Consider the following 25092-nt stretch of genomic DNA (forward strand, 5'->3'; position numbering starts at 1 on the left):
CGTGGACTTAGCTTGGCGGCCATGGAGAAAAGAAAGCCGCCCGGCTACCCGCGGCGGCTTGCAAATTGGAGTCTACAGTCTTCGCTCGTTATTGTTACAGCATCCTACATCAAATGCTTGGCGGCTGCATGATCGTGGCTCTGCAATTTGGTTTTATGCCGAACCACCTGGCGATCGAGCTTGTCCATCAGTTCGTCGACAGCAGCGTATAAATCCTCGTGAGAACTTTCTGCAAATAGGTCGTTGCCTTTGACGCGGATGTTGCATTCCGCTCTTTGGCGTTTGTCTTTTTCCTTCTGATTTTCCAATGTCAGGAGGACTTTCACATCGACCACTTGGTCGAAATGCCGGGTAATCCGGTCCAGCTTGCTGGTCACGTAACTGCGCAGCGCGGGGGTGACTTCAAGGTGGTGTCCGCTGATCGTCAAGTTCATGAATAGCCTCCTTTGGCTTCAGGGGTAATACAGGCCGCCTGGTTAACCCAGGCCGCCATCGGAAAAACGGCTGGAACTGCCAGTTAGAACCACTATGCCTGTGAAATGCACCAAAAGCAACCCACCCAGATCAAGGGCCGCGCAGATGCCGGACCGTCATGTGGCAATGCCATAATCGCCGCCTGCTTCACTCGTCAGGAGAGTCCTCGCGGAAAGACCTTTTCGCGTGAGTTGTCTTGTCGAGTTCGCCCGACGGTTTGCTCTCCGAGCCAACACTACCCAAAGCCCTTGAACCTAGAAGCGGCAGTTGACCGCTTGCACACTTCTGGAAAAGCGCATGAATACTAGCTTCTGGTGCTCCGATGACTCCCACCCCTTGCGTGAGAGCGCTACGCACCCGATCAGGCCGCCCTCGGGCACGCTGGCGGCGTTGCTCGTCCTTGCAGGCACGAGCCTGCCGCGTCCTCACGCCTTGCCAGCGCACCCGATGACGACCTGCTCGGGCGCGTCCAACTACCGTTTCTAGGTTCAGCGCCAGTCCGCCCAAGCCGAGGGAGCCATGCTCAACATCTTCACGCTCACCAATGGCCGGTTGTTCCAGGAAGAGATCGAATCGCTGGAAGAGCTGTCCCATTTCCGCCCGATCTGGGTGGATCTAGAAGACCCCACGCCCGAAGAAAAACGCTGGGTCAAGCAACATTACGGCCTGTCGATTCCCGAAGACGCGATGGATGAAGACATCGAGGAGTCGGCGCGTTTTTACGAAGAAGACAACGGCGAACTGCACATTCGCAGCGACTTTCTGGTGGCCGACTGGGACGAACCGCGCCAAGTGCGTGTGGCCTTCATCCTGAACCTGGTCAACGAAAGCCTTCGAAGCCATGGCGTGCTGTTTTCAATCCATGACGAATCAGTGCCGGCGTTCCGCCTGTTGCGCATGCGTGCGAGGCGCATGCCGGGCCTGCTGGCTGACTCGAAGGAGGTTCTGCTCAAGCTCTACGATGGCGACGCCGAGTATTCGGCCGACACGCTCGAGGGCATCTACGACGAGCTGGAAAAGGCCAGTAAAAAGGTTCTTTCCGACCATGTGACCGACTCCCTAGCCAGCGAAGTGCTGGCGGCGATCGCGCGGCAGGAAGACCTGAACGGGCTCATTCGACGCAATGTGATGGACACACGCCGCGCCGTGAGTTTTTTGATGCGCAGCAAGATGCTGGGCGCCGAGCAGTTCGACGAAGCCAGGCAGATTCTTCGCGACCTTGATTCCCTGGATGGTCACACCACGTTCCTGTTCGACAAAATCAACTTTCTGATGGATGCGACGGTGGGTTTCATCAACATCAACCAGAACCGCATCATCAAGCTGTTTTCCGTTGCCAGCGTAGCCCTGCTGCCGCCCACCTTGGTGGCGAGCATCTACGGCATGAACTTCAAATTCATGCCGGAGCTAGACTGGAAATATGGATACGCCTGGGCCATTGGGATCATGGTCGCGAGCGCCATGTTGCCCATGTGGTACTTTCGGCGCCGCGGCTGGTTGAAGTGAGCCCCCTGAGGCGCTGGCGCGCCATCCCCCCCGAGGGGGGACGCAGCCTGCGGACTGGCAAAGCCAGCTCCGCGGCTGCCTGCGTATGGCCTGCTCCGCGGCCGTCTGATCTTGGGTACTGAGGCGCTGGCGCGCCATCCCCCGAGGGGGGACGCAGCCAGCTCCGCGGCTGCCACGACTGATTTCCTCTACGCTACTGACCGGTTGCGCTTGGTATCAAGGCCGAGCGAAGCAATGGCCCGGGTCAGGTTTCCCCGCCCCTCGGGGAGTGCCGAGCAACGCAGCGCAGGGGGAGGGCAAGGGCACTGCAAGATGCCCTTGCTTCGTGAACTGACTCGCCGCTGCTGTTTGACCGGCGTGAGCGAAGCGAACAAAGGGAGTGCAGCGGCGCCTCCCCTTGCGTGAGTAGCGCAGGTTGCCCGAAGCGAAGCGTAGGGACACGCCACGTGGGGTCCGCCTTTTCTTTGGTATCTTTCTTTCGGCCGGCGATCCGGTGGCGGAGCAAAAGAAAGATACTGCGCTGCCGGGCGCACATCCCGGCATACAGCCTAACCCGAAGAACAGAACCCAATTCCCTGCACGCAAAAATAGTAATCTGACCCCAATTTCCGACCTCAATTTCCCAACACCAGGCAGGAGTTTTCACCTATCCAACGCAGAAACAATCCCCCTCCGCATGCTAGACTTTTGACCTAACAGAAGCAAAAACCCTGAACCGATAGGGCAGCCCCACTAGCAGCGACAAAGCTCCTTCCATCTGTCTCAATGGCCATGCCTTCACCATTGCTGTCACACCTGCGCGGCGCGCTCCTCCTGACCGGCTGCCTTGGCCTAGCCTCATGCGCCACCCTGAATTCCGCCGACTCTGCATGCCCCGCCGTCCCGCCTAACATTGCCTCCTCATTGCCGGCGATCGACGGGTTCATGATCGACAAGGACGACAACACCCAGTATTCCTCCTGGCTCGGACGCAAGCTCGCCGATGGCCGTCTGATGCGCGAGCCGATCAATATGATCGTCATCGACCCAGCAGCCAACAGCGACGAGGAGGCCGCACAGCGCCTGGTTGACACCTTCAGCCGCGCAGGGTTTGGCCCGCGCCCCGGCCACAGCAGCGGCTACTTCGGCAAAATGAATGGGAAGCTGTACACGCAACAGCCTGCCACCAAGGACCACGCCTTCTCGGACTACATGTGGGCCTTCTCCAACAACCATGCCCGCTTCTTCGGCCCCTACCAGAGCGCCTTGGGACGTGTCTGGATAGGCGCCTCCAGCCGGGAAAAAGGTGTGGCGCACGACTACGTTTCGTTCAGCCAGTCGCGCCAGCACATGCAGGCCGCACTGGTTCGGCATGCGCGCGCCAGCCACCTCGGCTGTCTCAATCTGAACAACCAGCTGGACCTAGCCTCCGAACAGACTGGCGACCATGACGGCTACGCAACCGTACTGAGCTTGGATAAAGTCACCAGGTTGTCCATCAAATGAAAAGCAAGTTCACTGTTTCTTTTGCTGCGGCTTGTGTAAGCGCCCTGCTGGCCGTCAGTACGCCCCTGCCAGCGCAGGCAGATCCGGGTACGCAGGGTTTTCGCTTGCGCCTGTCTGGAGCTATGAACGGCCAGTTCCAGATTCCGAAGGTTCAATGGGCTCGCATTCAGGCCGACCCTGCACGCACAGATGCCACCATCGGCCTGTTCACAGACCCACCTTCGCCAGACCTGCCCTTCGACCTGACCATGGTCCTGGGGAATTTTCGCGATGTCACGCTTAAGCCAGGCCGTTACCCCGTCCTGCCGTTGCACCGCGATATGCCGGCAGCCGCGCCGGACGGTAAACGCGGCTTCATGGTGATCGTACCCACGGGACAGCACCCGCCACGAGCCGAATACGTCACCAGATCAGGCGAGTTCATCATCGATGATGTCGACGGCAAACACATCACTGGACGGTTTGTACTGCAACTGGCATCGACTGACGGGCGCCATGAGATTCAGGCGGAAGGCGATTTCCGGCGGATCCTGGACTAGGGCGAATGGCACTTACTCAAGACAGATCCAGAATCAGCTTGTCTTAAGGATGCCCTGCTTCTCCCTCGCGAGTCAGTGTTAGTGCTGATCGGGATGAAGTGCAAAGCGGGTTTAGGCCAAGCTACTGAAATACGCTTCCAGTACCGCAGCGCTATACCGACTGGCGACCTGATCAATGAAGCGCTGAAAATCTACGTGCGCAGCATCATCGGCTCGGTCAGAGATGGTGCGCAGAGCGGCAAAGGGAACGCCGTAGTCATGGCAGACTTGGGCTACAGCAGCGCCTTCCATTTCGACAGCCAGAGCATCCGGCAAGGCATCGCGCAACACTCTGCTTTCCGCACTGGTGGCCACGAATCGGTCACCGCTGACAATGAGGCCCTGGTGCACGCGAGGCGTATGCAGGTTGAACTCTACCGTCGCCTCGCGTCCTAGCGTTTCCAAGGGGGACACCAGAGCACTCCTGCATGCGCTCGCCAACGCTTGTGAAAGCGTGGCGTCGGCAGAGAAACGAGACAAGCCGATCAGGGGCACCTCGTAGCGCGGAAAAAGCGGCGACACATCAAGGTCGTGCTGCAGCAGCTCCGAAGCCACCACCACATCGCCCACCGCCACGCCCGGCGCCAAGCCACCGGCCACGCCGGTGAAAACAACTTGGTCGACTGCGAAACGCTCGATCAGCGCGGTGGCCGTTGTGGCAGCAGCCACCTTGCCGATGCGCGAGAGCACGGCCACGAGCTCGTGGCCATGCCAATGGCCGCTCCAGTACTCACGCCCCGCGATAACCTGCCTGCGCTCGTCGGGCATACGATCGAGGACTGCCGCCAACTCCGGACGGAGAGCGGCTATGAGGCCTAACCGGGACATACCTGAAGCAAGAGGAAGCGGTCAGTCAACGCCAACCACCTTGCTGCCCTGTTCGCGCAGCTCGCGGCGCAATACCTTACCAACGTTGGTCTTGGGAAGTTCGTTGCGAAACTCGATGATGCGCGGCCGCTTGTAGCCAGTAAGGTTGTCGTGACAGTACGCACGCACGGCATCTTCCGTGAGGTTCGGGTCTTTGCGGACCACCACCAGCTTGACGGCCTCGCCCATGCGCTCATCCGGCACGCCGACAGCCGCCACCTCCAGTACCCCAGGCATGGCAGCCACAACGTCTTCAACTTCGTTGGGGTAGACGTTGAAGCCACTCACCAGGATCATGTCTTTCTTGCGGTCGACAATTTTTGTGAAACCGCGCTCGTCCATGACGCCTATGTCACCCGACTTGAAGTAGCCGTCGGGCGTCGTTACATTCGCGGTCTCGTCTGGCCGCTGCCAGTACCCGGCCATGACCTGCGGACCCTTGATGGCGATCTCCCCAGTTTGTCCCAAAGGGACTTCGCGGCCTTCGTCGTCAATAATCTTGACCCAGGTGCCAGGAATCGGCACGCCGATGGTGCCGCTGAACTCCCGAGAGGTCACGGGGTTGCAGGTGGCCGAAGGGCTGGTTTCAGACAAACCATAGCCTTCACAGATCGGGCAGCCCGTTTTCTCCAGCCAAAGTTTGGCTACGGCGCGCTGCACCGCCATGCCCCCGCCCAGCGACACCTTGAGGTTCTTCCAGTTGACGGTGCCAAAATCCGGGTGATTCGCCAACCCGTTGAACAGTGTGTTGACGGCCGGAAAGGTGTGAAAGGTGTGCTTGGAAAGCTCTTTGAGCGTGGCTTTCATGTCCCGCGGGTTGGGGATCAAGATGTTTTTGCCGCCATTGCGCATGGACAGCATCATGTTCACCGTGAACGCAAAAATATGATAGAGAGGTAGCGCGCACACGGCCGTGGTTTGCTCGCCTGCGGGAATGAGCTTCATGGCCGGTGCATTCCATGCCTCAGACTGCAGAACGTTAGCGATCAGGTTCCGGTGCAGCAGCATGGCACCTTTGGACACGCCCGTGGTCCCGCCAGTGTATTGGAGCACCGCCAGATCGTCAGGCCCGATCGCTGGCGCAGTGAACGACGCGCCTTGCCCCTTGGCCACGGCATCGTTGTAGCGCACCGCGCTGGGCAGGCTGAACTCAGGCACCAGCTTCTTGACCTTGCGCACCACGGTGTTGACGATCAACCCTTTGAGCCACCCGAGGCGATCGCCCATGGAGGCGAGCACGATGTGCTTTACAGGTGTGCTGCCAATGCATTTTTGCAGGGTGGCTGCAAAGTTCTCGATGATGACGATCGCCTTGGCACCGGAATCCTTGAGCTGGTGCTCCAATTCACGCGCCGTATACAGCGGATTAACGTTCACCACCACCAGCCCCGCTCGCAAAATAGCCGCCACGGTGGCGGGGTACTGAGGCACGTTGGGCATCATGATGGCGACCCGATCGCCCTTCACAAGGCCGAGGCCCTGCAGGTAGGCGGCCAAGGCGCGGCTTTGCGCATCAGTTTCGGCATAGGTCACGTCGCGCCCCATGAAACTGTATGCGACGCGGTCCGAATACTTGGCGAAGCTGTCTTCCATCAGCGCGACCAACGACTGGTAGGCCGCTGGGTCAATGTCGGCTGGAACGCCCTCGGGGTAACTGCTCAGCCAGATCCGTTCAGACATGCGGGGGTTCTCCTGCGTGAAATAACATTGAATAACTTGGTATTGTCGCGCCGATGGCCCAGACAAAGACTCTGGGCTTTCCCTAAGGGCCCGATCAAAGTGCAGCCGCCACATGCTTTCTACTCGCGATGCAACTTTCAGCGCGGAATCCCGATACAAGGCGGCAGAGATGAAATGATATCTCGCAACTCACGCTCCATCGGAATTTTGAGTACTTAAGAAATCAAAATATAACACCGCGCGGCGATCGCCAATGCCGCACCGTCGCACCGCCGGGCTCGGACTCGCCCGATCTTCGCTTTGAACCCAGATTTCCCATTAGGGCCTGGGATGGCAGCGAGGGCAGTTGCGAGGCAGTTTGGTCCCGACTGAGGAGCCCATAGCCGTAGCTATGGGCGACGAAGAGGGGCCGAAATGACCGCAAATGCACCGCTGACGCCCAAGGAGCACCGAAGGTGCGCCTAATGGAAAATCTGGGTTGAACCGGCTCTTAAATGCCCGGCGGAATACCGGGCGAATCCCGCGCAGCCACCCGTAACCCGTCGGGTGGACTGCGCCTTGCACTTACTCAATCGCCTTGGCAATATCCTCAACGACCTTCTTGGCGTCGCCGAAGACCATCATGGTCTTGTCCATGTAGAACAGCTCGTTGTCCAGACCCGCGTAGCCCGCCGCCATGGAGCGCTTGTTCACAATCACCGAGCGCGCCTTGTACGCCTCCAGAATCGGCATGCCGTAGATCGAGCTGCCCTTTTGCAGCGCCGCCGGGTTCACCACGTCGTTGGCGCCCAGAATGATGGCCACATCCGCCTGGCCAAACTCGCCATTGACGTCTTCCATCTCGAACACCTGGTCGTAAGGCACCTCGGCCTCGGCCAGCAGCACGTTCATGTGCCCAGGCATCCGGCCAGCCACCGGGTGAATCGCGTACTTCACCACAATGCCCTTCTCGGTGAGCTTGTCCACCATCTCCTTGACCGCGTGCTGCGCGCGTGCCACCGCCAGGCCGTAGCCGGGCACAATGATCACGCTGTCGGCGTTGCTGAGCATGAAGGCCACGTCGTCGGCGCTGCCGCTCTTGACCGGGCGCTGCTCCTGCGCGCCGCCGCTGGCGGCCGCCGCTTCTCCGCCAAATCCGCCCAGAATGACGTTGAAGAAGGAGCGGTTCATGGCCTTGCACATGATGTAGCTCAAAATGGCGCCCGAGGAGCCCACCAGCGAGCCGGCAATGATCAGCATGGAGTTGTTCAGGCTGAAACCAATGCCCGCCGCCGCCCAGCCCGAGTAGCTGTTGAGCATGGAGACGACCACCGGCATGTCGGCCCCGCCAATGGGGATGATGAGGGTCACGCCAATGACAAAGCCCAGCAGGCACACCAGGATGAAGGGCAGCGCCTCCTGGGTCTGCCAGAACCAGGCGATGCACACCAGCGCGACCACGCCCAGGATCAGGTTGAGCCAGTGCTGGCCAGGAAACACCACGGGCGCGCCCTGGAACAGGCGAAACTTCGATTTGCCCGAGAGCTTGCCCCAGGCTATGACAGAGCCGCTGAAGGTGACGGCGCCAATGAAGGCGCCCAGCGCCAGCTCAATGCGGTTGCCCCCCGGAATCAGCCCGCCCACGCCATTGACGGGCCGGTCGGTGATGTTGAAGGCCCAGGGCTCGGCCACGGTGGCGCCAGCGATCAAGACCGCCGCCAGACCAATCATGCTGTGAAAAAATGCCACGAGTTCGGGCATCTTGGTCATCTCGACGGTCTTGGCGCGCCAGGCGCCGTAGCCGCCGCCGACCACCAGGCCCAGCAGCACCCACACCAGCCCCAGCCCGGAGCCGGCCAGCTGCACAATGAGCGCCGCGGTGGTGAGCACAGCAATGGTCATGCCGACCATGCCAAAGAGGTTGCCCCGGATGGAGGTGGTGGGGTGGCTCAGGCCTTTGAGCGCCTGAATGAAGCAGACGCTGGCCACCAGGTACAGCAGTGCGACTAAGTTGGTGCTCATGGCTTGCCTCCCTCGGCGCCAGGCGCCTTGCGTTCTTTCTTCTTGAACATCTCCAGCATGCGGCGCGTGACCATGAAGCCGCCAAAAATGTTGACCGCCGCCAGCGCCACCGCCGCCACACCCATGGCTTTGCCCAGGCCGCCTTCGGTGAGTGCGGCCGCCAGCATGGCGCCCACTATGACAATGGCCGAGATGGCGTTGGTCACCGCCATCAGCGGCGTGTGCAACGCAGGAGTCACCGTCCAGACCACGTGGTAACCCACGTAGATGGCCAGCACAAAAATGATCAGGTTAATGATCGTCGGGGATGCGAGTTCCATGGGGATATCCTGAAGGGAATCGGGGGAATCAGGGGGATCGGGAAAAACGGTGGGCGGGCGCCGTTATTCGCGGTCGCGTCGCGGCGCCGAAGGTGCCAAAGGCGCTTGCCGCTGCGGCACCTGCGTCGCCTGTGTAGGCGGCGCAGGGGAAGTCACGACGGGTTCTGCGATTTCAGGGGTCTTGGGCGAAGCCATCCCTGGCGCGAAGGGGAACGGTGGCACCGCGAGCGGGGCTCCACCAGCGGCCGCACGAGCTGCGGCGGCCAGCGCGCGCGCCCATTGCTGCCCTGGCTGCCCCCCAGCCAGAAAGTCGCTATTGTTGCGAGTCACGGGCTCAATCAGCGCGGGATCAAGCAGCACGTGCACTTCAAACAGCTGCCCACCGCTGCTCACACGATGGCCGACCCATGCTCGGGGCCGACTGTCGAAACCACGCTCCTGCGTCCATTGCCACAGAGCTGCATGCTGGGTCTGTAGCCAGCGGTCAAGGTCGGCGTCACGCCGCATTCGCAGGCAATCGCTCGGGCTGCCCTGGCCCACGTGCATGCTGTCATGCTGCGGGCAGGCCGCCACGCTGCCCACAGGGGCCCGCTGCGCTACGACCACCGCGAGCCAGCGGCCGTCCTCGCGCTGCAGGCCGACGGCCCTGGTGGATGCGTTGGTGCCGGACACAGGCACGGCTCCTTCCCCGCCCAGCCAGGACAGCCGTTCGGCGCCCAGGTCATACCAGGTGCCAACCGCAGTGGGAGGCACAGAAATCTGCGGCGACGCGGCGTCAACACCGGCTGTGCTCGCCGTGCTGGCTGTATTGGCGGCATTGACCGCCCCCGGGGACGAACCGGTTTGCAATGATGCGGCACAGCCAGCCGTCAGCAGAGCCATCACCAAGGCGCCGGCCCAGACACCCAGTGGGCGGACGATGGTGGTCGTGGTGTACTTCAAGTTCATGCTTGCCTCTGTCTTTGCAGCGCAATCATGCACGCGTGACGGCGCCTTCGTGCGCCATGAGGCAGGCAACCACGATGTCGTCCTCGCGATCGAGCGTGAAACCGGCATCCTTGGGCAGCACCAGCTTGAGGAAGTCGAGCACATTGCGCGCGTAAAGCGCCGAGGCGTCTGCAGCCACCAGCGCCGCCAGGTTGGTCTCGCCCACCAGCGTCACGCCATGCTTGACCACCGTCTTGTCCGCCTCGGTCAGCGGGCAGTTGCCCCCCACGCTGCCGTCCGCATTCACCGCACCCTTGCCGGCCGCCATGTCAATGATCACCGAGCCAGGCTTCATGCTCGCCACCATCTCCTCGGTGATCAGCACCGGCGCCGCGCGACCAGGAATCAGCGCCGTGGAAATCACCACATCCGCCTGCGCCACCCGCTTGGCCACTTCCAGCTTTTGACGATCCAGCCAGCTTTGCGGCATGGGGCGTGCATAGCCACCCACCCCTTCAGCCGCTTCTTTCTCCTCGGCCGTTTCATAGGGCACATCAATGAACTTCGCGCCCAGCGATTCAACCTGCTCCTTCACGCTCGGGCGCACGTCGCTGGCTTCAATCACCGCACCCAGACGCTTGGCCGTGGCAATGGCCTGCAGGCCCGCCACCCCCACCCCCAGAATGACCACGCGCGCCGCTTTCACCGTGCCCGCAGCGGTCATCAGCATCGGGAAGAACTTCTGATAACGGTCGGCCGCCATGATGACCGCCTTGTAGCCCGCAATGTTGGCCTGGCTCGAGAGCACGTCCATGCTCTGCGCACGCGTCGTGCGCGGCGCCGCCTCCAGGGCAAATGCCGTCAGACGGGCCGACGCCAGGCGCTGCAGACCCTCGGCATCAAAGGGGTTGAGCATGCCAATCAGCACCGCGCCGGGCTTCATTTGCGCCAGTTCGCTCGTTGAAGGCGCTCGCACCTTCAACACCATGTCGGCACCCAGAGCGCCCGCGGCATCGGTCATGTCGGCCCCCGCAGCCTGATAGGCCGCATCGGTGACGCTGGCCGCCAGCCCTGCCCCTGATTGCACACGCACCGAGTGGCCTTGGGCAATGAGTTTTTTGGCAGTCTCCGGGGTTACCGCGACACGTGTTTCGCCAGCCGCCGTCTCGGTCGGCACGCCAATAAGCATGGGAAATTCTCCTCGTTCAGGAATTGGGGCAAGCACTTCGATCGACTTGCCACCCGCTTCAGTCGCCCGTCGGACTTGGAGCTTAGCAAACCTCTTGGGCCCGCATTGTGCTTCATTTCAATTTCAGTGCCCTATATGGATGCCCTGTATAACTCCCTGCGGCCTGTGGCAGCACGGCCTCGGGCGATCCGCACTACCACCGACTCGCGAGGGTGATGCAGGGCATCCATATCAGTGCGTCTCTCACGCGGCACAAGAAAATGACACGGGATCGAAAGGCAGCGTAGCAGGACGTGCGCAGAATACCTTAGACAAACCACCACCGCATAATGCGTCGCCATGAATACTCGATGGAAGCCCAGCGTCACCGTGGCAGCGGTGATCGAGCAAGATGGACGCTACCTGCTTGTGGAAGAACACACGTCAGACGGCCTGCGCCTAAACACCCCTGCCGGTCACCTGGAGCCCGGGGAGTCCCCAGCGGACGGTGCCGCCCGCGAGGCCCTTGAAGAAACCGGCTGTATTTTCACGCCCACTGCCTTGCTGGGCGTCTACATGGCCAGCAGCAATGATGTCGCCGGCGAGCCGACCACCTGGATGCGTTTTGCCTTTCGCGGTCACGCCAGGCCTGCCGATCCTGCGCCGACTCTGGACAGAGGCATCGTACGCACGCTATGGATGACTCCTGCCGAGATTGAGGCCAGCCAAAGCCGGCACCGTAGCCCACTGGTGTGGCGCTGTGTGCAGGACCATATGCGTGGGCAGGGTTTTGATTTATCGGTGGTTGCCGTAGACTGAAGCACACCCCGCAGCCGATGACGCCTCCAGCAGACAGCGCCAACTGCCGGGCGAAACCCTCTTTCCCGCGGCAAGGCGTGCTCTGCAGCCTCCGACTTTGAACCTCCTCATCCGCAGAGCATCCTCTTCATGGACCCCATCACATCTTTCCTCCTGCTCTCCTCCGCCGCCTTCGGAGCGGGGGTACTGAACGCCATAGCGGGTGGCGGCACCTTTCTCACGTTCCCGGCGCTGGTCTTGACCGGCGTACCGCCCATAGCTGCCAATGCCACGAGCGCGCTGGCGGTGTCGCCCGGTTACCTTGGCAGCACAATGGGTTTTCGGGCGGAGTTGGCGGCGCTGCCGCGGACACTTCTCATACGAGAAGTCGTGCTCAGCTCCATTGGAGGGGTGGCTGGCGCGCTGCTTTTGCTGGTCACCCCGGCGTCAGTGTTCTCCAGCGTAGTGCCTTGGCTGCTGCTGTTTGCCACCATTCTGTTTGCTTTTGGGCCGCATTTGTCGCGCTGGGCCGGGGGCGGCAGCGGAGGCGGCCTCGCAAGCTGGCGCCGCCCTGGGCTATTGGCCGTCGCGGTGTACGGAGGCTATTTCAACGGTGGTCTGGGCATTTTGCTGATGGCCCTGTACCTGGTGTGCGGCGAGCAGCGCATGCACACCGTGAACGCGCTCAAGAATCTCAACTCCTTCGTCCTTTCGGTAGTCTCGGTCATCGCGTTCGCGATCGGTGGCGCCATTGTCTGGAAGCAGGCGCTGCTGATGGCCGTGTTCGCCACACTGGGCGGGTTTGCGGGAGCGCGCCTGGCACGCCTGATGCCAGCGCGTGTTGTGAGAGCCATCGTCATCGTGACGGGCCTGACGATGAGCGCGCTGTTTTTCGTGCGCAGTTGAGATGCGGAGTACAACTACCTGAGCTCGCTCCCGGGAGCGCCGAGCGCCAGCTTGGCAACAGCAGCGCTCACCGGAAGCAAGAAGGCCAAGCTGGAGCTTGGCGATCCCAGGGGGAGATGACGATGCTTCTGATGGGTTGTTCGAGTGAGAAGCGCCAGTCAATGACAAGCTTTTCCTCCACCCCGGATAATTCACACCCATGCAAAAGCACCGCATCGTTGTTGGCCTCTCGGGTGGCGTGGATTCAGCCGTCACCGCTTACCTGCTCAAAAAGGCGGGGCACGAAGTCGTAGGCATCTTCATGAAGAACTGGGAAGATGACGACGACAGTGAGTATTGCTCCTCAAACGTCGACTTTGTCGACGCGGCGGCAGTGGCGGACGTGATCGGCATCGAAATCGAACATGTCAACTTCGCCGCAGAATACAAAGACCGCGTTTTCGCCGAATTCCTGCGCGAATACCAGGCTGGGCGCACTCCTAACCCGGACGTCCTTTGTAACGCCGAGATCAAGTTCAAGGCCTTTCTAGACCATGCCATGCGTCTGGGTGCCGACAAGATCGCCACGGGCCACTACGCGCGGGTGCGCCACAACGAAACACGCGGCCGGCATGAACTACTCAAGGGCCTGGACCCCTCCAAGGATCAGAGCTACTTCCTGCACAGACTGAACCAGGCGCAACTGGCCAAGACCATGTTCCCCGTGGGCGAACTGCTGAAGACCGAAGTGCGGCGCATAGCCGCGGAGATCGGCCTGCCGAACGCCAAGAAAAAAGACTCGACTGGCATCTGCTTCATTGGCGAACGACCCTTCCGCGAGTTCCTGAACCGTTACCTGCACACCCAGCCAGGTCCCATCAAGGACGAACGGGGCCGCACCATCGGCGAGCACGTAGGCCTGTCGTTCTACACCTTAGGCCAGCGCCAAGGTCTGGGTATCGGCGGTGTGAAGGAGAAAGGCGCTGCACGAGGAGGAGGCGAGCATGCCCCCTGGTTCGTCGCGCGCAAGGATATGGAACGCAACATTCTGTATGCCGTGCAAGGCCACGATCATCCGTGGCTACTATCGCGCGAACTGGTTTTCAATGACGCGGCCTGGACGGCAGATGAGCCCCCTTCGCCCGGCTCTATGGCAGCAAAAACACGATATCGCCAGCAGGATGCGACCTGCGTGCTCACCCTGGACGAAGCGCCAGGGAATTTTCGTCTACATTTCGACGAGCATCAGTGGGCCGTCACACCCGGACAGAGCGCGGTGCTGTACGACGGGGAAGTCTGCCTGGGAGGCGGCGTCATCGCGTCAGCCACCCACTCGGCCTGAAGCCTTCCGCCGAACAGGCCAACGAACGCCCTGCCACTCACCAGGGGACCGCAGCCTACGCGGGCCGTCTCCCGAGTGTTCAAACTACCGCGCCGGTCCCGAAAACTTTGCCTATGAGAGCCGACGCCCCCATCGCCAACGCGCCCCAGAAAATCACGCGCACAGCACCTCTTCCTATGGGCGCGCCGCCCAGCTTTGCGGCAACCGCACCCAATACACCGAGCAGCACCAACGTGGATGCCGTAAGAGCCGTCGTCAGGCCAGGGCCGCGATAGAGCAGCACAACCAGGATCGGCAGCAAAGCACCGGCAACAAAAGCGCCTGCCGAAGCCAGGGCAGCTTGGGCTGGCCGCGCAACATTGTGATCGGTAATGCCCAATTCATCGCGCAAGTGCGCTTGCAACGCGTCATGCTGGGTCAATTCGCGAGCCACCTGCGCGGCCAGTTCAGGCGTCAGCCCGCGCCGCTGATAAATGCTGGTGAGCTCTTGCAGTTCAGACTTGGGCTGCTCCGCGAGTTCGCGCTCTTCGACGGCCCGATCTGCCTTCTCGACGTCGACCTGAGAGCTTACTGAAACATACTCACCGGCCGCCATTGAAAAAGCCCCTGCCGTGAGGCCCGCAGCTGCCGTAAGCAGCAAAGTGCGCAACTCGACGCCCGCCGCAGCCATGCCAACCACCAGGCCGCTGGTGGAGATCAGCCCATCATTGGCGCCCAGTACTGCCGCGCGCAGCCAGCCGGCGTTGTGCACGTTATGGGATTCGCCGTGCGTGTCGCGAGGAGAGTGGCGTGCCATGTTGCGTGGTAGTGCTGCTGGAGGAAGCCCCATTATTAGCCACCAAGCGCGTGTTTACGATTGAAAATCTTCAAGAGTTGTTCGCCAGCCCCGCCGCCAGCAACACCCCGCCCACGATGGCGCTGAAGCCCCCCAACAGTGCCAAGCGCCACGAGGCTGGCGCATGACGCAGCTCCATGAACTCGAGCATCACACCGAGGCCTTTCAACCAAGCCAGGAAGAAAACCAGGGCCGTGAAGGCAAACCGCCCGGATGCAAGCGTGCCGCTGGCTCCCAGCCACCATGTGAGGCCCGTTGCAGCCAGCAGTGCCAGCCAGATGAGATCAAGCCATCGGGTTTTCATCGCAACACATACACCAGCGGAAACAGCACAAGCCACAGCAGATCGACCAGGTGCCAGAAGGCTGCGGCCGTCTCCAGCGCATGGGCGTTCATGGCGCCTCTCCGCTGCCGAACAAGCCCCAACCCACAGAGACCCAGCGCCAGCAGTCCAGCCAGCACATGCAGCAAGTGAAAGCCGGTGAGGATGAAGTAGAAATCGAAAAACAGGTTGGTGGACAGGCCTATTCCCTGGGCACCCTTGTCAGCGTATTCCAGCAGCTTAAGCGCAACGAAGCCCAAACCCCCCGCCATGCCGGCGCCCAACCAGCCCAAGCCAGTGCCACGCTGTCCATCACGAACCGCCAGTACAGCACGGGCCACGCACCAGCTGGCGGTCAGCAGCAGCGCCGTGTTGACGGCCCCGGTTCCCACGTCCAGCTGCCGCTGCGACTCATTGAACAGTTCCAGATGCCCAAGCCGCGTAAAGGCAAACGCAAGGAAAAGCACTCCGAATGTGGCACCTTCGAGCAAGATGATGTACCAGATGAACAAGTCACCCGGCAGGCGCCGAGATGGCTGTGTTGCGAAGGCGGTGCTCACTGCGGACCGGGAGGCTGGCCGCTACCAGGAGCCGCCACAATGGCCACCTGCTCGGGCTGCAAAAGATTACCCTCCCGCAAGTTCTTCCAAGTGGCCGATAGGAGCGCCAGCACCACCAGCGTTGCAAGCGCCAGAGCGATCATGGCCGGCACCTGGGCTCCCGGGTGATGCACCGCCAGGCGCAGCGTCAGGGTCGCAAAGGCCGCCAGCGGGAACCCTATGGCCCAGAACGCCATGGAAAAAGGCTGCGCCAGCATGCGGCGCCCCAACTGTAGCGACCACAGCAGGAAAAACAGTGCCATGCCCCAGCACATCCAGGCCAGCACCGCCGGCCCACCCATTTGCAGCGTGGCCGAGCCCACCACCGCCGGCGGAGCGATGCTGATAAATGTGATGGCGAGCAGGCGTTCCGGCCACAAGCCCTGCGTGGCCATGCGCGCAAAAATCAAGGCCATCAGCACAGGCCACAGGAGCAGACCGATGCCGAACTGCGCCGCGGCCCATTCGCCCGCACCCAAGCTCGCGCCTGACAGCGGAGCCAGCACATTGCCAACGATGGGAATCAGGAGGGCGGGCGTGATGGAGGGCCAACTGAGCGATAACGCCTTGTCGGCACTGAGCCAGCGCGCCAGCAGCCACAGCGTGACACCGAACTGGGCCAGAGAGCCGGCCCACCATAGCCCGGCCAGCCAGACATTGGTACCCAGCAGCGATACGCCGCTACTGGCCAGCAAAATGATCGACACCGGAATGGTCGCCAGAAACGCATGGCGCAGAGGGTGCTTCAATTCCGCAGCAAGCACCTCGGGATAGCGCTGCCAGCGCACCCATGACAGCACCAGCAGGGCGACGAAAACCAGCGCCGCCACAGCAGCCAACAACAGTGCCCCCCCGTCTGCGAGGTCACCAAGCAGCGGCGAGGCGCGCCCCCAGGCCAGTGACAACCCGGCCAAGCCCATGACCATGGCAAACCAGTTAAAACCAAGGTGTTTCAAGGCATCAGGGCGTTGCGTCATACATCAATCATGCCATGCGAGCTCAAGCGCGAGATCAATCTGAGCAGATCGCATAAGCATAGGTGAAAAGCTTCGTTCGGATTCAGGCTGGGCAAGATCACCATTGGCGCCTGCTTCTCAAATTCTCCAAGGGAGTTCCACATGTCTTCGCGCCGTCGCACCCTCCAGGCCCTGGCTCTTACGCTCGTCGTCCCCGCTGCACTGGCGCAACCCGCCCCGGTGACCCTTCTAAACGTCAGCTACGACCCCACGCGCGAGCTTTACGTCGAGTTCAACAAAGCCTTCGCTGCGCACTGGAAGGCCAAGACCGGGCAGGTTGTGACCATCAAGCAGTCTCACGGCGGCTCAGGCAAGCAGGCGCGATCCATCATCGACGGACTCGACGCCGACGTCGCCACGCTGGCACTGGCAGGTGACACCGACGCGCTGGTCACCCACGGCGCCCTGATCCCCAAGGACTGGCAAAAACGCCTGCCGCACAGCAGCTCACCCTACACCTCCACCATTGTCCTGGTGGTGCGCCAAGGCAACCCCAAAGGCATCAAGGATTGGGATGACCTGGTCAAGCGGGATGTGAAAGTCATCACCCCCAACCCGAAAACCAGCGGCGGCGCACGCTGGAACTACCTGGCGGCCTGGGAATATGCCAAGCGCAAGTATGGCGGCGACGCGGCCGCCAAGGACTTCGTCGCCAAGCTCTACCAAAACGTGCCCGTGCTGGATACAGGCGCCCGTGGCTCCACCATTACCTTCGGCCAGAGGAACCAGGGCGACGTGCTGATTGCCTGGGAAAACGAAGCTCACCTGATCGAGAAAGAGCTGGGTACCAAGTTTGACATCGTCTACCCCAGCCTTTCCATTCTGGCCGAGCCAGCGGTAACCCTCGTGGACAAGAATGTCGACAAGAAGGGCACGCGCGCGGTGGCACAAGCGTATCTGGAGTACCTGTACAGCGACGAGGGCCAGGACGTGGCCGGCAAGAACTACTACCGCCCCACTTCAGTTAAAGCGGCCGCCAAATATGCCTCGCAGTTTCCTAAACTGAACCTGTTCACCATTGATCAGGCCTTCGGTGGCTGGGCGCAGGCTTCAAAGGTGCACTTTGCCGATGGCGGAGCGTTTGACCAAATTTACACGCAGAAATGATCCCGCCCAAGCACCCCCCACGGATCACACGGCTGGAGATGGTTGCCTGCATCACGCTGGCCATCCTCATGTTCAGCGGTGGCTTGCTCCTTTCGTGAACCGGAAGAGCAAAAATGCACCTCCAAGACTGCGCACACCCCAGCCACTTATATCAATACAGGTATATTGACAAAAAAACAAAGTCGTTTGAATTGGTAAGGCATGCTTGGACAATTCACTATCTTTTCCACATTGCCGCCCTGATTTCATGAACAAGACCCTGAAACTGGCCCTAGGCGCCATCGGATTCACCCTGGCCTCCCTGGCCTCTGCCCAAACGACGACACTGCTCAACGTCTCCTACGACGTGGCGCGCGAGTTCTACAAGGATTACAACTCCTCCTTCATTGCGCACTACAAGAAAACCACAGGCAAGGACATTAGCGTGGACCAATCTCACGCCGGCTCCAGCGCCCAGGCGCGCGCCGTGGCCGACGGTCTGGCTGGCGATGTGGTCACCATGAACACCACCACGGATGTCGACTTTCTCGCTGAAAAGGGCGTGGTCGCCAAGGACTGGCGCGCCAAGTTCCCGAATGACGCGGCACCCACGACCTCGACCATGCTGTTCCTGGTGCGTCAAGGCAACCCCAAGAACATCAAGGACTGGGACGACCTGATTCGCCCAGACGTAAAAGTGGTCGTGGTCAACCCCAAAACCGGCGGAAACGGTCGCATGGCCTATCTGGCAGCCTGGGGCCAGGTGCGTGCCAAGGGCGGCACCGACGCGCAGGGAGCTGAGTTCGTGAGCAAGCTCTACAAGAACGTGCCTGCACTGGCACGTGGTGGCCGTGATGCGACTGGCATGTTCCTTCAGCGCAACGTGGGCGACGTGTTGATCACCTTCGAATCTGAAGTCGTCTCCGTCGAACGCGAGTTTGGCAAAGGTAAGGTTCAAGCCATTCACCCTTCGGCCAGCATCGTGGCTGAAAACCCGGTGGCTGTGGTCGAGCGCACAGTGAACAAGAAAGGCACCGCCGCCGAGGCCAAGGCCTATCTGGACTACCTGTATTCTCCCGAAGGCCAGGAAATTGCTGCCAAGCACGGCATTCGCCCGCGCAACGAAGCGGTGCTGAAAAAATACACCGAGGTCTTCAAACCTCTGAAGCTGTTCACCGTGCAGCAGTACTTCGGCTCCCTGGCCGAAGCCCAGAAAGTACACTTCAACGACGGCGGTCAGTTCGACAAGCTCTACACGCCAGGCAAGTGATTGGATGCGGCGAGAGTTGGAGCCTGGGCCCTGCTCGCCGCTAGGGCTTCGCTCTTCTTCCCCCCTCCGGGAGAGGGCCAGGGTGAGGGCAGCGGCGCATGATCTGAGACTGGCATGGTTTAGTGGCTTGCACGATGAACAGAAGCGCCCCGCGCTTTAAAAAATGGACAGCGTGCAGGAGCGCTCCCTCACCCCAACCCTCTCCCGGAGGGAGAGGGAGTAAAGCGCCACTGCCGCACAAACCACTTTTGCGACACTCTCTGAAGCCGCTCCTTACAAGACAGAACCTGTCCGAGTAGTCGCTCTAGTCTTAAGTAAGCGCCATTCGCTTTACAGGGAGTCTCAAGACGAATCCGTTCCACAGGAGAAGGGGCCGCGACAGAATCAGCCGAGCCCATGCGCAAACGCCACCCCACCCAAGCACCAACACCCGCCGAATCTCGAATTCCATGACCTCCCTCACGCTCGCCGCGCCCTCAGCCGCAGCGCCTCGCCGCCGCCGGCGAGTGCTGCCCGGCTTCAACCTCACGCTCGGCTACACCTTGTTCTACCTCGGGTTGATCGTGCTCATCCCGCTGTCAGCCTTGGTATTCAAGACGTTTTCAATGAGCTGGCTCCAGTTCTGGGAAGCCGTCACAGCGCCGCGCGTGCTCGCCTCTTTTCGCCTCACGTTCGGCGCGTCGCTGTTCGCCGCCGCCGTCAATGTAGTGGCCGGCCTGCTCGTGGCCTGGGTGCTTGTCCGCTATGAGTTTCCTGGCAAAAAAATAGCCGACGCACTGGTCGATTTGCCCTTCGCTCTGCCTACCGCGGTAGCCGGCATCTCGCTGGCCGCGTTGCTGGCCGAAAACGGCTGGATCGGCCAATACCTGGAGCCCCTCGGAATCAAGCTGGCGTTCCAGCCAGGGGGCATCGTGGTCGCGCTGATCTTCATTGGCCTGCCATTCGTGGTCCGCACCGTCCAGCCCGTACTGGAAGACACCGAAAAAGAACTGGAAGAGGCCGCCGCATGCCTGGGCGCCAACCGCTGGCAAACCTTCCGCCTTGTCATTTTTCCCGCCATCGCCCCCGCTCTGCTGACAGGCTTCGCCATGGCCTTCGCGCGAGCCGTGGGGGAATACGGATCCGTGATTTTCATCGCCGGCAACATGCCCATGGTCTCCGAGATCACGCCGCTCATCATCATCGGCAAGCTGGAGCAATATGACTTCGCGGGTGCCACGGCAGTGGCCTCCGTGATGCTGCTCATCTCGTTCATTCTGCTGCTGATCATCAACGGGCTTCAGGCCTGGGGACGCAAACGTTACGGAGCTTCGGCATGAGCAGGCCAGCACGCATTCGCACCACCGAAACCCCCGTCGTGCGCTGGTTGCTTACCGCGCTGGCCATCGGTTTCATGGCCCTTTTCCTGGTGCTGCCCCTGGCGGCCGTGTTCGTTGAAGCCCTCAAAGGCGGCTGGCAAGCCTACTGGGAAGCGCTGAAAGAGCCCGACGCTCTATCGGCCATCAAACTCACACTGATCACTGCGGCCATTTCGGTACCGCTCAACCTGGTGTTCGGCGTTGCAGCGGCCTGGTGCATTGCCAAGTTTGAATTCAAGGGAAAATCCTTTCTGACCACCCTGATCGACTTGCCTTTCTCAGTCTCCCCCGTGGTGGCAGGCCTGATCTATGTGCTGGTGTTCGGCGCGCAAGGCTGGCTTGGACCCTGGTTGGCCGAGCACGACATCAAGATCATTTTCGCCGTGCCGGGCATTGTGCTGGCGACCGTGTTCGTGACCTTTCCGTTCATCGCACGCGAGTTGATCCCCCTCATGCAGGCGCAGGGCACCGACGAAGAGCAGGCCGCGCAGGTGCTGGGCGCCAACGGCTGGCAAACCTTCTGGCACGTCACGCTCCCCAACATCAAGTGGGGCCTGATCTACGGCGTGATCCTCTGCAATGCGCGCGCCATGGGCGAGTTCGGCGCGGTGTCGGTCGTCAGCGGCCATATCCGCGGCCAAACCAACACCATGCCCTTGCACGTGGAAGTGCTCTACAACGAATACCAGGGCCAGGCCGCGTTCGCCGTGGCCTCCCTGCTGGCACTGCTGGCCATCGTCACCCTGATCATCAAGACCGTGGTGGAGTGGCATCACGCGCGACAGCTCCACCTGTCATCGGAAACCCAGTCCTCATAGGCATGTCATGAGCATCGAAATCCAACACATCACCAAGCAGTTCGGCGCCTTCCGCGCCCTGAATGATGTCAGCCTGGACATCGACTCCGGCGAACTGGTGGCCCTTCTTGGTCCCTCGGGCTGCGGAAAAACCACGCTGCTGCGCATCATCGCGGGCCTGGAGTCGAGCGACTCCGGCAACATTCTCTTCAACGGCCAGGACACCACCGATGTGCATGTGCGCCAGCGCGGCGTCGGCTTTGTGTTCCAGCACTATGCGCTGTTTCGTCACATGACAGTGGCCGACAACGTGGCCTTCGGCCTGCGCGTCAAGCCTCGAAGCGAACGCCCGAGCGAAGCGCAGATCAAGGCCAAAGTGCACGAACTGCTGGGCCTGGTTCAACTCGATTGGCTGGCCGACCGCTACCCTTCCCAACTCTCGGGTGGGCAGCGCCAGCGCATTGCACTCGCCCGCGCCCTTGCAGTGGAACCCAAGGTGCTGCTGCTGGACGAACCCTTCGGTGCGCTCGACGCCAAGGTCCGCAAGGAACTGCGCCGCTGGCTGCGCCGCCTGCACGACGAACTTCACGTCACCAGCATCTTCGTCACGCACGACCAGGAAGAGGCCCTGGAAGTCGCCGACCGCGTGGTTGTTATGAACAAGGGCCAGATCGAGCAGGTTGGCACACCTCAGGAAGTCTGGGAGCATCCAGCCACGCCGTTCGTCTATGGGTTCCTGGGCGACGTCAACTTGTTCAAAGGCCGCGCCAGCGGTGGTCAGATGCAGGTGGGCAACTGGCAGATCGCCGCGCCCGAGCATGCCGATGCCCTGGATGCCGAAGCCATGGCCTTCGTGCGCCCCAGCGATCTCGCGGTGACTCCCCACACCGCAGGAACTCCAGGCTTGGTTGCCAAGCTGGATCGCGCTCTGGTCGTCGGGCCGATCGCCCGGCTGGAACTGACGCCCCGTGACCAGCCCAGCCAGATCCTGGAAGCCCACCTGGGCGCGGACGAATTCCGCCGCTTCGGACTAAAGGAAGGCGACATCGTCAGCGTTTCACCACGCAAGGCACGCGTGTTCCTTGAAGTGGAAGATGATCCGGCCGCCATGATCTGATATCTCGCGTAGGTTGGCGCTGAGCGCAGGGATGCCCAACATCGGGCGTGAGATGGGAGGCGCTGTTCTGTTGGGCTTCGCTGCGCTCAGCGCCAACCTGCGCATCCGGTACTTCACCTCTCGCCAAGACGAGCGTGCCAAGTTATGCTGTAGCAAGATGCATCCAAGCGTCACCTATCTAACCACACGCGTCAAGGAAGACAACGCATGACCATTCTCGTCGCCTATGTATCTCGCCCAGAGGGCCAAGCAGCCCTGGAAAAAGGCATAGAAATCGCCACCCGTCGCAACGAACGCCTGGTAGTCGTCAATGCCGGTGCCGGCGGAAAAGACGAATCCATCGTAGATGGCTATGAAGGCGAGCGCGTGGCCGAACGCCTTTCAAAGCTGCCCGTCGAAGCGGAGTTCAAGCATTTTGTGCGTGGCAAGAGCACGATCGAGGAAATCGAGGAACTTGTGGAGCAGTTGCAGGTTTCAGTACTCATCATCGGCCTGCGCAAGCGCTCGCCCGTAGGCAAACTCCTGCTGGGCAGCATGGCACAGGACATCCTGCTCAATGTGTCCTGCCCCGTGCTGGCAGTCAAGGCCGCTTGATCATCCTGGTCTAGTGTCCTGAATTGCAAATTCGTTGAACAAATCCACCGACAATCGCCGCCATACTGCGTCACAAAGCCTCGCGATACCACCCGGTATCGCTGCGTTTTGTTCCTTGCCTGACACCGATTTCGGCAGATTTGTTTCTTCAACGAACTTACAACTCAGGACACTAGGGTAACAGCACGCACAGCCCGCGCGTGCTCAACGCTCCAGCAGCTTAGACAGAAAATCGCGCCCGCGCTCAGTCTGTGGCGCCTCGAAAAAGTCCTTCGGGGCGGCCTCTTCCATGATCTGGCCCTCGTCCATGAACACGATCCGATCAGCCACGGCACGAGCAAAATTCATCTCGTGCGTTACACACAACAGTGTCATGCCCTGGCCCGCCAGATCAACCATGACGTCGAGCACCTCCTTCACCATCTCGGGGTCGAGAGAGGAAGTGGGTTCATCGAACAGCATGATGCGTGGCTTGAGACACAGCGCACGCGCGATCGCCACGCGCTGCTGCTGCCCACCCGACAATTGCAGTGGGTATTTTTCCGCCTGGCCGGCAATGCGCACGCGCTCAAGTTGAGCCATCGCCTGTTCGCGGGCCTCGGCTGGTGAGACGCGATTGACCCAGATCGGCGCCAGCGTCAAATTCTCAAGCACAGTGAGATGGGGAAACAGGTTGAACTGTTGGAACACCATCCCCACCTGACGCCTCACCGCCTCCACCACTCTGAGGTCATCACCCAGCACATGACCAGCCACGGTAAGCTGGCCCTCCTGGAAATCCTCAAGCCCGTTTACGCAACGCAGCAGCGTCGACTTGCCAGACCCTGATGGCCCACAAATGACGAGGCGCTCGCCACTGTGCACCGAAAGTTCAATATCACGCAGTACGTGCAGGCCATCTCCATACCACTTGTTGACTCGCTCAAAACGGACCAGCGGAGCGTCGGAATCAGTCGATGATGCAGTCATGCGTTATAGCGGTGAAGCCGCACTTCCAGACGTTTGGCATAGAGCGACATGGAAAAACAAAGCGCAAAGTAAATCAACGTGATGAACAGGTAACCTTCGAATTTGTAGGGACGCCAGATCGGATCGCCAGACAGCGCGAGCCCTAACGCCCCAGTCAACTCGTAGAGGCTGACGATGGTGACCAGCGAAGTATCCTTGAGCAGCGCGATAAAGTTGTTCATCAGCCCAGGCAGCACCGTCGTGAGTGCCTGCGGCAATACTACGAGCCCCTGTGTACGCCAGTACCCCAGCCCAAGAGAGGCTGCGGCTTCCTGCTGCCCCCCGAAACGCCTTGCAGCCCACCACGCACCACTTCAGCCATGTAAGCCGCAGCAAACAGCGTGATGCCCGCGATCACGCGAATCAGGACATCCGGACTGCGTCCAGTGGGCAGCAGTAAAGGGAACATGAAGCTGGCCATGAACAGCACCGAAATCAACGGCACGCCACGCACCAGTTCAACGTACACGGTACAAAGGGAACGCACCGCGGGTAGAGAGGAGCGCCTCCCCAATGCCACGGCCAAAGCCAATGGAAAAGCCAGCGCCAGAGAAACCGTGGTGAGAAGCAGTGTGAGGGGAAGGCCGCCCCACTTTGAGGTGCTCACAGGCGACAGCCCAGCCACGCCTCCTCCCATGAGCGCGACGAACCCCGCCAGGCCCAGAACCCATGCCGGCAAGAGCCACCGGCGCCAGAGCCGGCGCACACCACTGGCGACCACCAACGCCAATAACAGCACAGAGGCTAGAGCAGCGCGCCACTGTTCGGCGAACGGGTAGTGCCCGAACAGGATCACGCGGTGCTTTTCCGCGATCACCCCCCAGCAGGCTCCGTGGCCTCGGACAGCTTCGCAAGCCTGATCGTCGGCAGAAAAGACGGCATTCAGCACGCCCCAGCTCAAGGCATGCCATACCCCCCATGCACCGAGCGCAAGAAAAACCACCGTCGCAAACATACTCGTCGGACTTGCACCCAACTGAGCGCGCAAGAGATGTAGCAGACCGGTATTGCGCCGAGGCGCTTGTCGCGCTTCGATGTAGGACTTTTGAACGCTCATGG

At 61.1% G+C, this 25092-nt stretch carries 26 protein-coding genes and 1 pseudogene; 14 read left to right on the forward strand and 13 right to left on the reverse strand.

The genetic code is table 11. The annotated features are described in order from the left end of the window. Window positions 1-104: 104 nt before the first annotated feature. Window positions 105-434, reverse strand: coding sequence for a ribosome hibernation-promoting factor, HPF/YfiA family (gene hpf, locus AAAK34_RS00815; RefSeq protein ID WP_231697728.1), 330 nt, complete (start codon window positions 432-434; stop codon window positions 105-107). 337 nt (window positions 435-771) lie between these two features. Here hpf and AAAK34_RS00820 point away from each other — a divergent pair, with 337 nt between their 5' ends. The 4 genes from AAAK34_RS00820 (at window position 772) to AAAK34_RS00835 (ending at window position 4004) form a co-directional block, all read left to right on the forward strand. Further along, on the forward strand, window positions 772-960 hold the full coding sequence (locus tag AAAK34_RS00820) for a hypothetical protein (protein ID WP_231697729.1): 189 nt from the start codon (window positions 772-774) through the stop codon (window positions 958-960). A gap of 33 nt (window positions 961-993) precedes the next feature. After that, the gene (corA, locus tag AAAK34_RS00825) at window positions 994-1980 is read left to right on the forward strand and encodes a magnesium/cobalt transporter CorA (RefSeq protein WP_231697730.1); all 987 of its coding nucleotides are present in this window, start codon (window positions 994-996) and stop codon (window positions 1978-1980) included. Between the two features lie 771 nt (window positions 1981-2751). Beyond that, window positions 2752-3465: a hypothetical protein gene (locus AAAK34_RS00830; protein ID WP_431777629.1), complete on the forward strand. Its 714-nt coding sequence runs from the start codon at window positions 2752-2754 to the stop codon at window positions 3463-3465. Continuing rightward, window positions 3462-4004, forward strand: coding sequence for a hypothetical protein (locus tag AAAK34_RS00835; protein ID WP_431777630.1), 543 nt, complete (start codon window positions 3462-3464; stop codon window positions 4002-4004). The genes AAAK34_RS00830 and AAAK34_RS00835 overlap by 4 nt, the downstream gene beginning before the upstream one ends. A 111-nt stretch (window positions 4005-4115) precedes the next feature. On the opposite strand, the gene AAAK34_RS00840 is transcribed toward AAAK34_RS00835, so the two are convergent. From AAAK34_RS00840 to AAAK34_RS00865, 6 genes are all read right to left on the reverse strand, one after another. Continuing rightward, window positions 4116-4871 carry a 5'-methylthioadenosine/adenosylhomocysteine nucleosidase gene (locus AAAK34_RS00840; RefSeq protein WP_231697733.1) on the reverse strand — a complete coding sequence of 252 codons (756 nt, stop codon included), beginning with the start codon at window positions 4869-4871 and terminating at the stop codon, window positions 4116-4118. A gap of 21 nt (window positions 4872-4892) precedes the next feature. Next, on the reverse strand, window positions 4893-6590 hold the full coding sequence (locus AAAK34_RS00845) for a long-chain-fatty-acid--CoA ligase (RefSeq protein WP_231697734.1): 1698 nt from the start codon (window positions 6588-6590) through the stop codon (window positions 4893-4895). 564 nt (window positions 6591-7154) lie between these two features. Beyond that, window positions 7155-8591 carry an NAD(P)(+) transhydrogenase (Re/Si-specific) subunit beta gene (locus AAAK34_RS00850; RefSeq protein WP_431777631.1) on the reverse strand — a complete coding sequence of 479 codons (1437 nt, stop codon included), beginning with the start codon at window positions 8589-8591 and terminating at the stop codon, window positions 7155-7157. Continuing rightward, window positions 8588-8911, reverse strand: a complete 324-nt coding sequence (locus tag AAAK34_RS00855) for an NAD(P) transhydrogenase subunit alpha (RefSeq protein WP_431777593.1) — start codon at window positions 8909-8911, stop codon at window positions 8588-8590. Before AAAK34_RS00855 ends, AAAK34_RS00850 begins: the two co-directional genes overlap by 4 nt. A gap of 63 nt (window positions 8912-8974) precedes the next feature. Next, on the reverse strand, window positions 8975-9859 hold the full coding sequence (locus tag AAAK34_RS00860) for a hypothetical protein (RefSeq protein WP_431777632.1): 885 nt from the start codon (window positions 9857-9859) through the stop codon (window positions 8975-8977). Between the two features lie 25 nt (window positions 9860-9884). Continuing rightward, window positions 9885-11027, reverse strand: coding sequence for a Re/Si-specific NAD(P)(+) transhydrogenase subunit alpha (locus tag AAAK34_RS00865; RefSeq protein WP_431777633.1), 1143 nt, complete (start codon window positions 11025-11027; stop codon window positions 9885-9887). Between the two features lie 339 nt (window positions 11028-11366). Between AAAK34_RS00865 and AAAK34_RS00870 the strand changes: the two genes are divergently transcribed. The 3 genes from AAAK34_RS00870 (at window position 11367) to mnmA (ending at window position 14031) form a co-directional block, all read left to right on the forward strand. Then, entirely contained in the window at window positions 11367-11825 is a 459-nt protein-coding gene (locus tag AAAK34_RS00870; protein ID WP_231698702.1) for an NUDIX hydrolase, read from the forward strand. A 129-nt stretch (window positions 11826-11954) separates the two neighbouring features. Then, window positions 11955-12710, forward strand: a complete 756-nt coding sequence (locus AAAK34_RS00875; RefSeq protein ID WP_231698701.1) for a sulfite exporter TauE/SafE family protein — start codon at window positions 11955-11957, stop codon at window positions 12708-12710. Between the two features lie 199 nt (window positions 12711-12909). Beyond that, complete coding sequence (gene mnmA, locus AAAK34_RS00880; protein WP_231698700.1) at window positions 12910-14031, forward strand: tRNA 2-thiouridine(34) synthase MnmA; 1122 nt, start codon at window positions 12910-12912, stop codon at window positions 14029-14031. A gap of 79 nt (window positions 14032-14110) precedes the next feature. Here the strand turns inward: mnmA and AAAK34_RS00885 are convergent, their stop codons facing one another. From AAAK34_RS00885 to AAAK34_RS00900, 4 genes are all read right to left on the reverse strand, one after another. Then, the gene (locus AAAK34_RS00885; protein WP_231698699.1) at window positions 14111-14827 is read right to left on the reverse strand and encodes a VIT1/CCC1 transporter family protein; all 717 of its coding nucleotides are present in this window, start codon (window positions 14825-14827) and stop codon (window positions 14111-14113) included. A 70-nt stretch (window positions 14828-14897) separates the two neighbouring features. Further along, a complete protein-coding gene (locus AAAK34_RS00890) occupies window positions 14898-15170 on the reverse strand; it encodes a cytochrome C oxidase subunit IV family protein (protein ID WP_231698698.1) in 273 nt (90 codons plus the stop codon). Further along, window positions 15167-15748, reverse strand: a complete 582-nt coding sequence (locus AAAK34_RS00895) for a cytochrome c oxidase subunit 3 (protein WP_231698697.1) — start codon at window positions 15746-15748, stop codon at window positions 15167-15169. The genes AAAK34_RS00890 and AAAK34_RS00895 overlap by 4 nt, the downstream gene beginning before the upstream one ends. Then, window positions 15745-16764: a C4-dicarboxylate ABC transporter gene (locus AAAK34_RS00900; protein WP_231698696.1), complete on the reverse strand. Its 1020-nt coding sequence runs from the start codon at window positions 16762-16764 to the stop codon at window positions 15745-15747. The genes AAAK34_RS00895 and AAAK34_RS00900 overlap by 4 nt, the downstream gene beginning before the upstream one ends. Before the next feature lie 141 nt (window positions 16765-16905). On the opposite strand from AAAK34_RS00900, the gene AAAK34_RS00905 reads away from it, so the two are divergent. The 7 genes from AAAK34_RS00905 to AAAK34_RS00935 all read left to right on the forward strand — a co-directional run bounded on the left by AAAK34_RS00905 (window position 16906) and on the right by AAAK34_RS00935 (window position 23025). Beyond that, window positions 16906-17910, forward strand: coding sequence for a sulfate ABC transporter substrate-binding protein (locus AAAK34_RS00905; protein ID WP_231698695.1), 1005 nt, complete (start codon window positions 16906-16908; stop codon window positions 17908-17910). A 247-nt stretch (window positions 17911-18157) separates the two neighbouring features. Beyond that, a complete protein-coding gene (locus AAAK34_RS00910) occupies window positions 18158-19159 on the forward strand; it encodes a sulfate ABC transporter substrate-binding protein (RefSeq protein ID WP_231698694.1) in 1002 nt (333 codons plus the stop codon). A gap of 449 nt (window positions 19160-19608) precedes the next feature. Next, a complete protein-coding gene (gene cysT, locus AAAK34_RS00915) occupies window positions 19609-20478 on the forward strand; it encodes a sulfate ABC transporter permease subunit CysT (RefSeq protein WP_231698693.1) in 870 nt (289 codons plus the stop codon). After that, the gene (gene cysW / locus AAAK34_RS00920) at window positions 20475-21335 is read left to right on the forward strand and encodes a sulfate ABC transporter permease subunit CysW (protein WP_231698692.1); all 861 of its coding nucleotides are present in this window, start codon (window positions 20475-20477) and stop codon (window positions 21333-21335) included. The genes cysT and cysW overlap by 4 nt, the downstream gene beginning before the upstream one ends. 7 nt (window positions 21336-21342) lie before the next feature. Beyond that, window positions 21343-22431, forward strand: coding sequence for a sulfate ABC transporter ATP-binding protein (locus AAAK34_RS00925; RefSeq protein ID WP_231698691.1), 1089 nt, complete (start codon window positions 21343-21345; stop codon window positions 22429-22431). Window positions 22432-22462: 31 nt separating this feature from the next. Continuing rightward, the gene (locus AAAK34_RS00930; protein ID WP_431777634.1) at window positions 22463-22642 is read left to right on the forward strand and encodes a hypothetical protein; all 180 of its coding nucleotides are present in this window, start codon (window positions 22463-22465) and stop codon (window positions 22640-22642) included. Next, window positions 22639-23025, forward strand: coding sequence for a universal stress protein (locus tag AAAK34_RS00935; RefSeq protein ID WP_231698690.1), 387 nt, complete (start codon window positions 22639-22641; stop codon window positions 23023-23025). The genes AAAK34_RS00930 and AAAK34_RS00935 overlap by 4 nt, the downstream gene beginning before the upstream one ends. 204 nt (window positions 23026-23229) lie before the next feature. On the opposite strand, the gene AAAK34_RS00940 is transcribed toward AAAK34_RS00935, so the two are convergent. Next, complete coding sequence (locus AAAK34_RS00940; RefSeq protein WP_431777635.1) at window positions 23230-23994, reverse strand: amino acid ABC transporter ATP-binding protein; 765 nt, start codon at window positions 23992-23994, stop codon at window positions 23230-23232. Next, window positions 23991-25090 (reverse strand): annotated as a pseudogene (locus AAAK34_RS00945) (amino acid ABC transporter permease). The gene AAAK34_RS00940 and the pseudogene AAAK34_RS00945 overlap by 4 nt, the downstream one beginning before the upstream one ends. Between the last annotated feature and the right edge of the window lie 2 nt (window positions 25091-25092).

Source organism: Ottowia caeni, from assembly GCF_050821495.1.
Lineage (GTDB): Bacteria > Pseudomonadota > Gammaproteobacteria > Burkholderiales > Burkholderiaceae_C > Ottowia > Ottowia caeni.

Coding starts and splice junctions, on each gene's coding strand:
- hpf (WP_231697728.1), bottom strand. CDS start 434: ATGAACTTGACGATCAGCGGACACCACCTTGAAGTCACCCCCGCGCTG.
- AAAK34_RS00820 (WP_231697729.1), top strand. CDS start 772: ATGAATACTAGCTTCTGGTGCTCCGATGACTCCCACCCCTTGCGTGAG.
- corA (WP_231697730.1), top strand. CDS start 994: ATGCTCAACATCTTCACGCTCACCAATGGCCGGTTGTTCCAGGAAGAG.
- AAAK34_RS00830 (WP_431777629.1), top strand. CDS start 2,752: ATGCCTTCACCATTGCTGTCACACCTGCGCGGCGCGCTCCTCCTGACC.
- AAAK34_RS00835 (WP_431777630.1), top strand. CDS start 3,462: ATGAAAAGCAAGTTCACTGTTTCTTTTGCTGCGGCTTGTGTAAGCGCC.
- AAAK34_RS00840 (WP_231697733.1), bottom strand. CDS start 4,871: ATGTCCCGGTTAGGCCTCATAGCCGCTCTCCGTCCGGAGTTGGCGGCA.
- AAAK34_RS00845 (WP_231697734.1), bottom strand. CDS start 6,590: ATGTCTGAACGGATCTGGCTGAGCAGTTACCCCGAGGGCGTTCCAGCC.
- AAAK34_RS00850 (WP_431777631.1), bottom strand. CDS start 8,591: ATGAGCACCAACTTAGTCGCACTGCTGTACCTGGTGGCCAGCGTCTGC.
- AAAK34_RS00855 (WP_431777593.1), bottom strand. CDS start 8,911: ATGGAACTCGCATCCCCGACGATCATTAACCTGATCATTTTTGTGCTG.
- AAAK34_RS00860 (WP_431777632.1), bottom strand. CDS start 9,859: ATGAACTTGAAGTACACCACGACCACCATCGTCCGCCCACTGGGTGTC.
- AAAK34_RS00865 (WP_431777633.1), bottom strand. CDS start 11,027: ATGCTTATTGGCGTGCCGACCGAGACGGCGGCTGGCGAAACACGTGTC.
- AAAK34_RS00870 (WP_231698702.1), top strand. CDS start 11,367: ATGAATACTCGATGGAAGCCCAGCGTCACCGTGGCAGCGGTGATCGAG.
- AAAK34_RS00875 (WP_231698701.1), top strand. CDS start 11,955: ATGGACCCCATCACATCTTTCCTCCTGCTCTCCTCCGCCGCCTTCGGA.
- mnmA (WP_231698700.1), top strand. CDS start 12,910: ATGCAAAAGCACCGCATCGTTGTTGGCCTCTCGGGTGGCGTGGATTCA.
- AAAK34_RS00885 (WP_231698699.1), bottom strand. CDS start 14,827: ATGGCACGCCACTCTCCTCGCGACACGCACGGCGAATCCCATAACGTG.
- AAAK34_RS00890 (WP_231698698.1), bottom strand. CDS start 15,170: ATGAAAACCCGATGGCTTGATCTCATCTGGCTGGCACTGCTGGCTGCA.
- AAAK34_RS00900 (WP_231698696.1), bottom strand. CDS start 16,764: ATGACGCAACGCCCTGATGCCTTGAAACACCTTGGTTTTAACTGGTTT.
- AAAK34_RS00905 (WP_231698695.1), top strand. CDS start 16,906: ATGTCTTCGCGCCGTCGCACCCTCCAGGCCCTGGCTCTTACGCTCGTC.
- AAAK34_RS00910 (WP_231698694.1), top strand. CDS start 18,158: ATGAACAAGACCCTGAAACTGGCCCTAGGCGCCATCGGATTCACCCTG.
- cysT (WP_231698693.1), top strand. CDS start 19,609: ATGACCTCCCTCACGCTCGCCGCGCCCTCAGCCGCAGCGCCTCGCCGC.
- cysW (WP_231698692.1), top strand. CDS start 20,475: ATGAGCAGGCCAGCACGCATTCGCACCACCGAAACCCCCGTCGTGCGC.
- AAAK34_RS00925 (WP_231698691.1), top strand. CDS start 21,343: ATGAGCATCGAAATCCAACACATCACCAAGCAGTTCGGCGCCTTCCGC.
- AAAK34_RS00930 (WP_431777634.1), top strand. CDS start 22,463: ATGCCCAACATCGGGCGTGAGATGGGAGGCGCTGTTCTGTTGGGCTTC.
- AAAK34_RS00935 (WP_231698690.1), top strand. CDS start 22,639: ATGACCATTCTCGTCGCCTATGTATCTCGCCCAGAGGGCCAAGCAGCC.
- AAAK34_RS00940 (WP_431777635.1), bottom strand. CDS start 23,994: ATGACTGCATCATCGACTGATTCCGACGCTCCGCTGGTCCGTTTTGAG.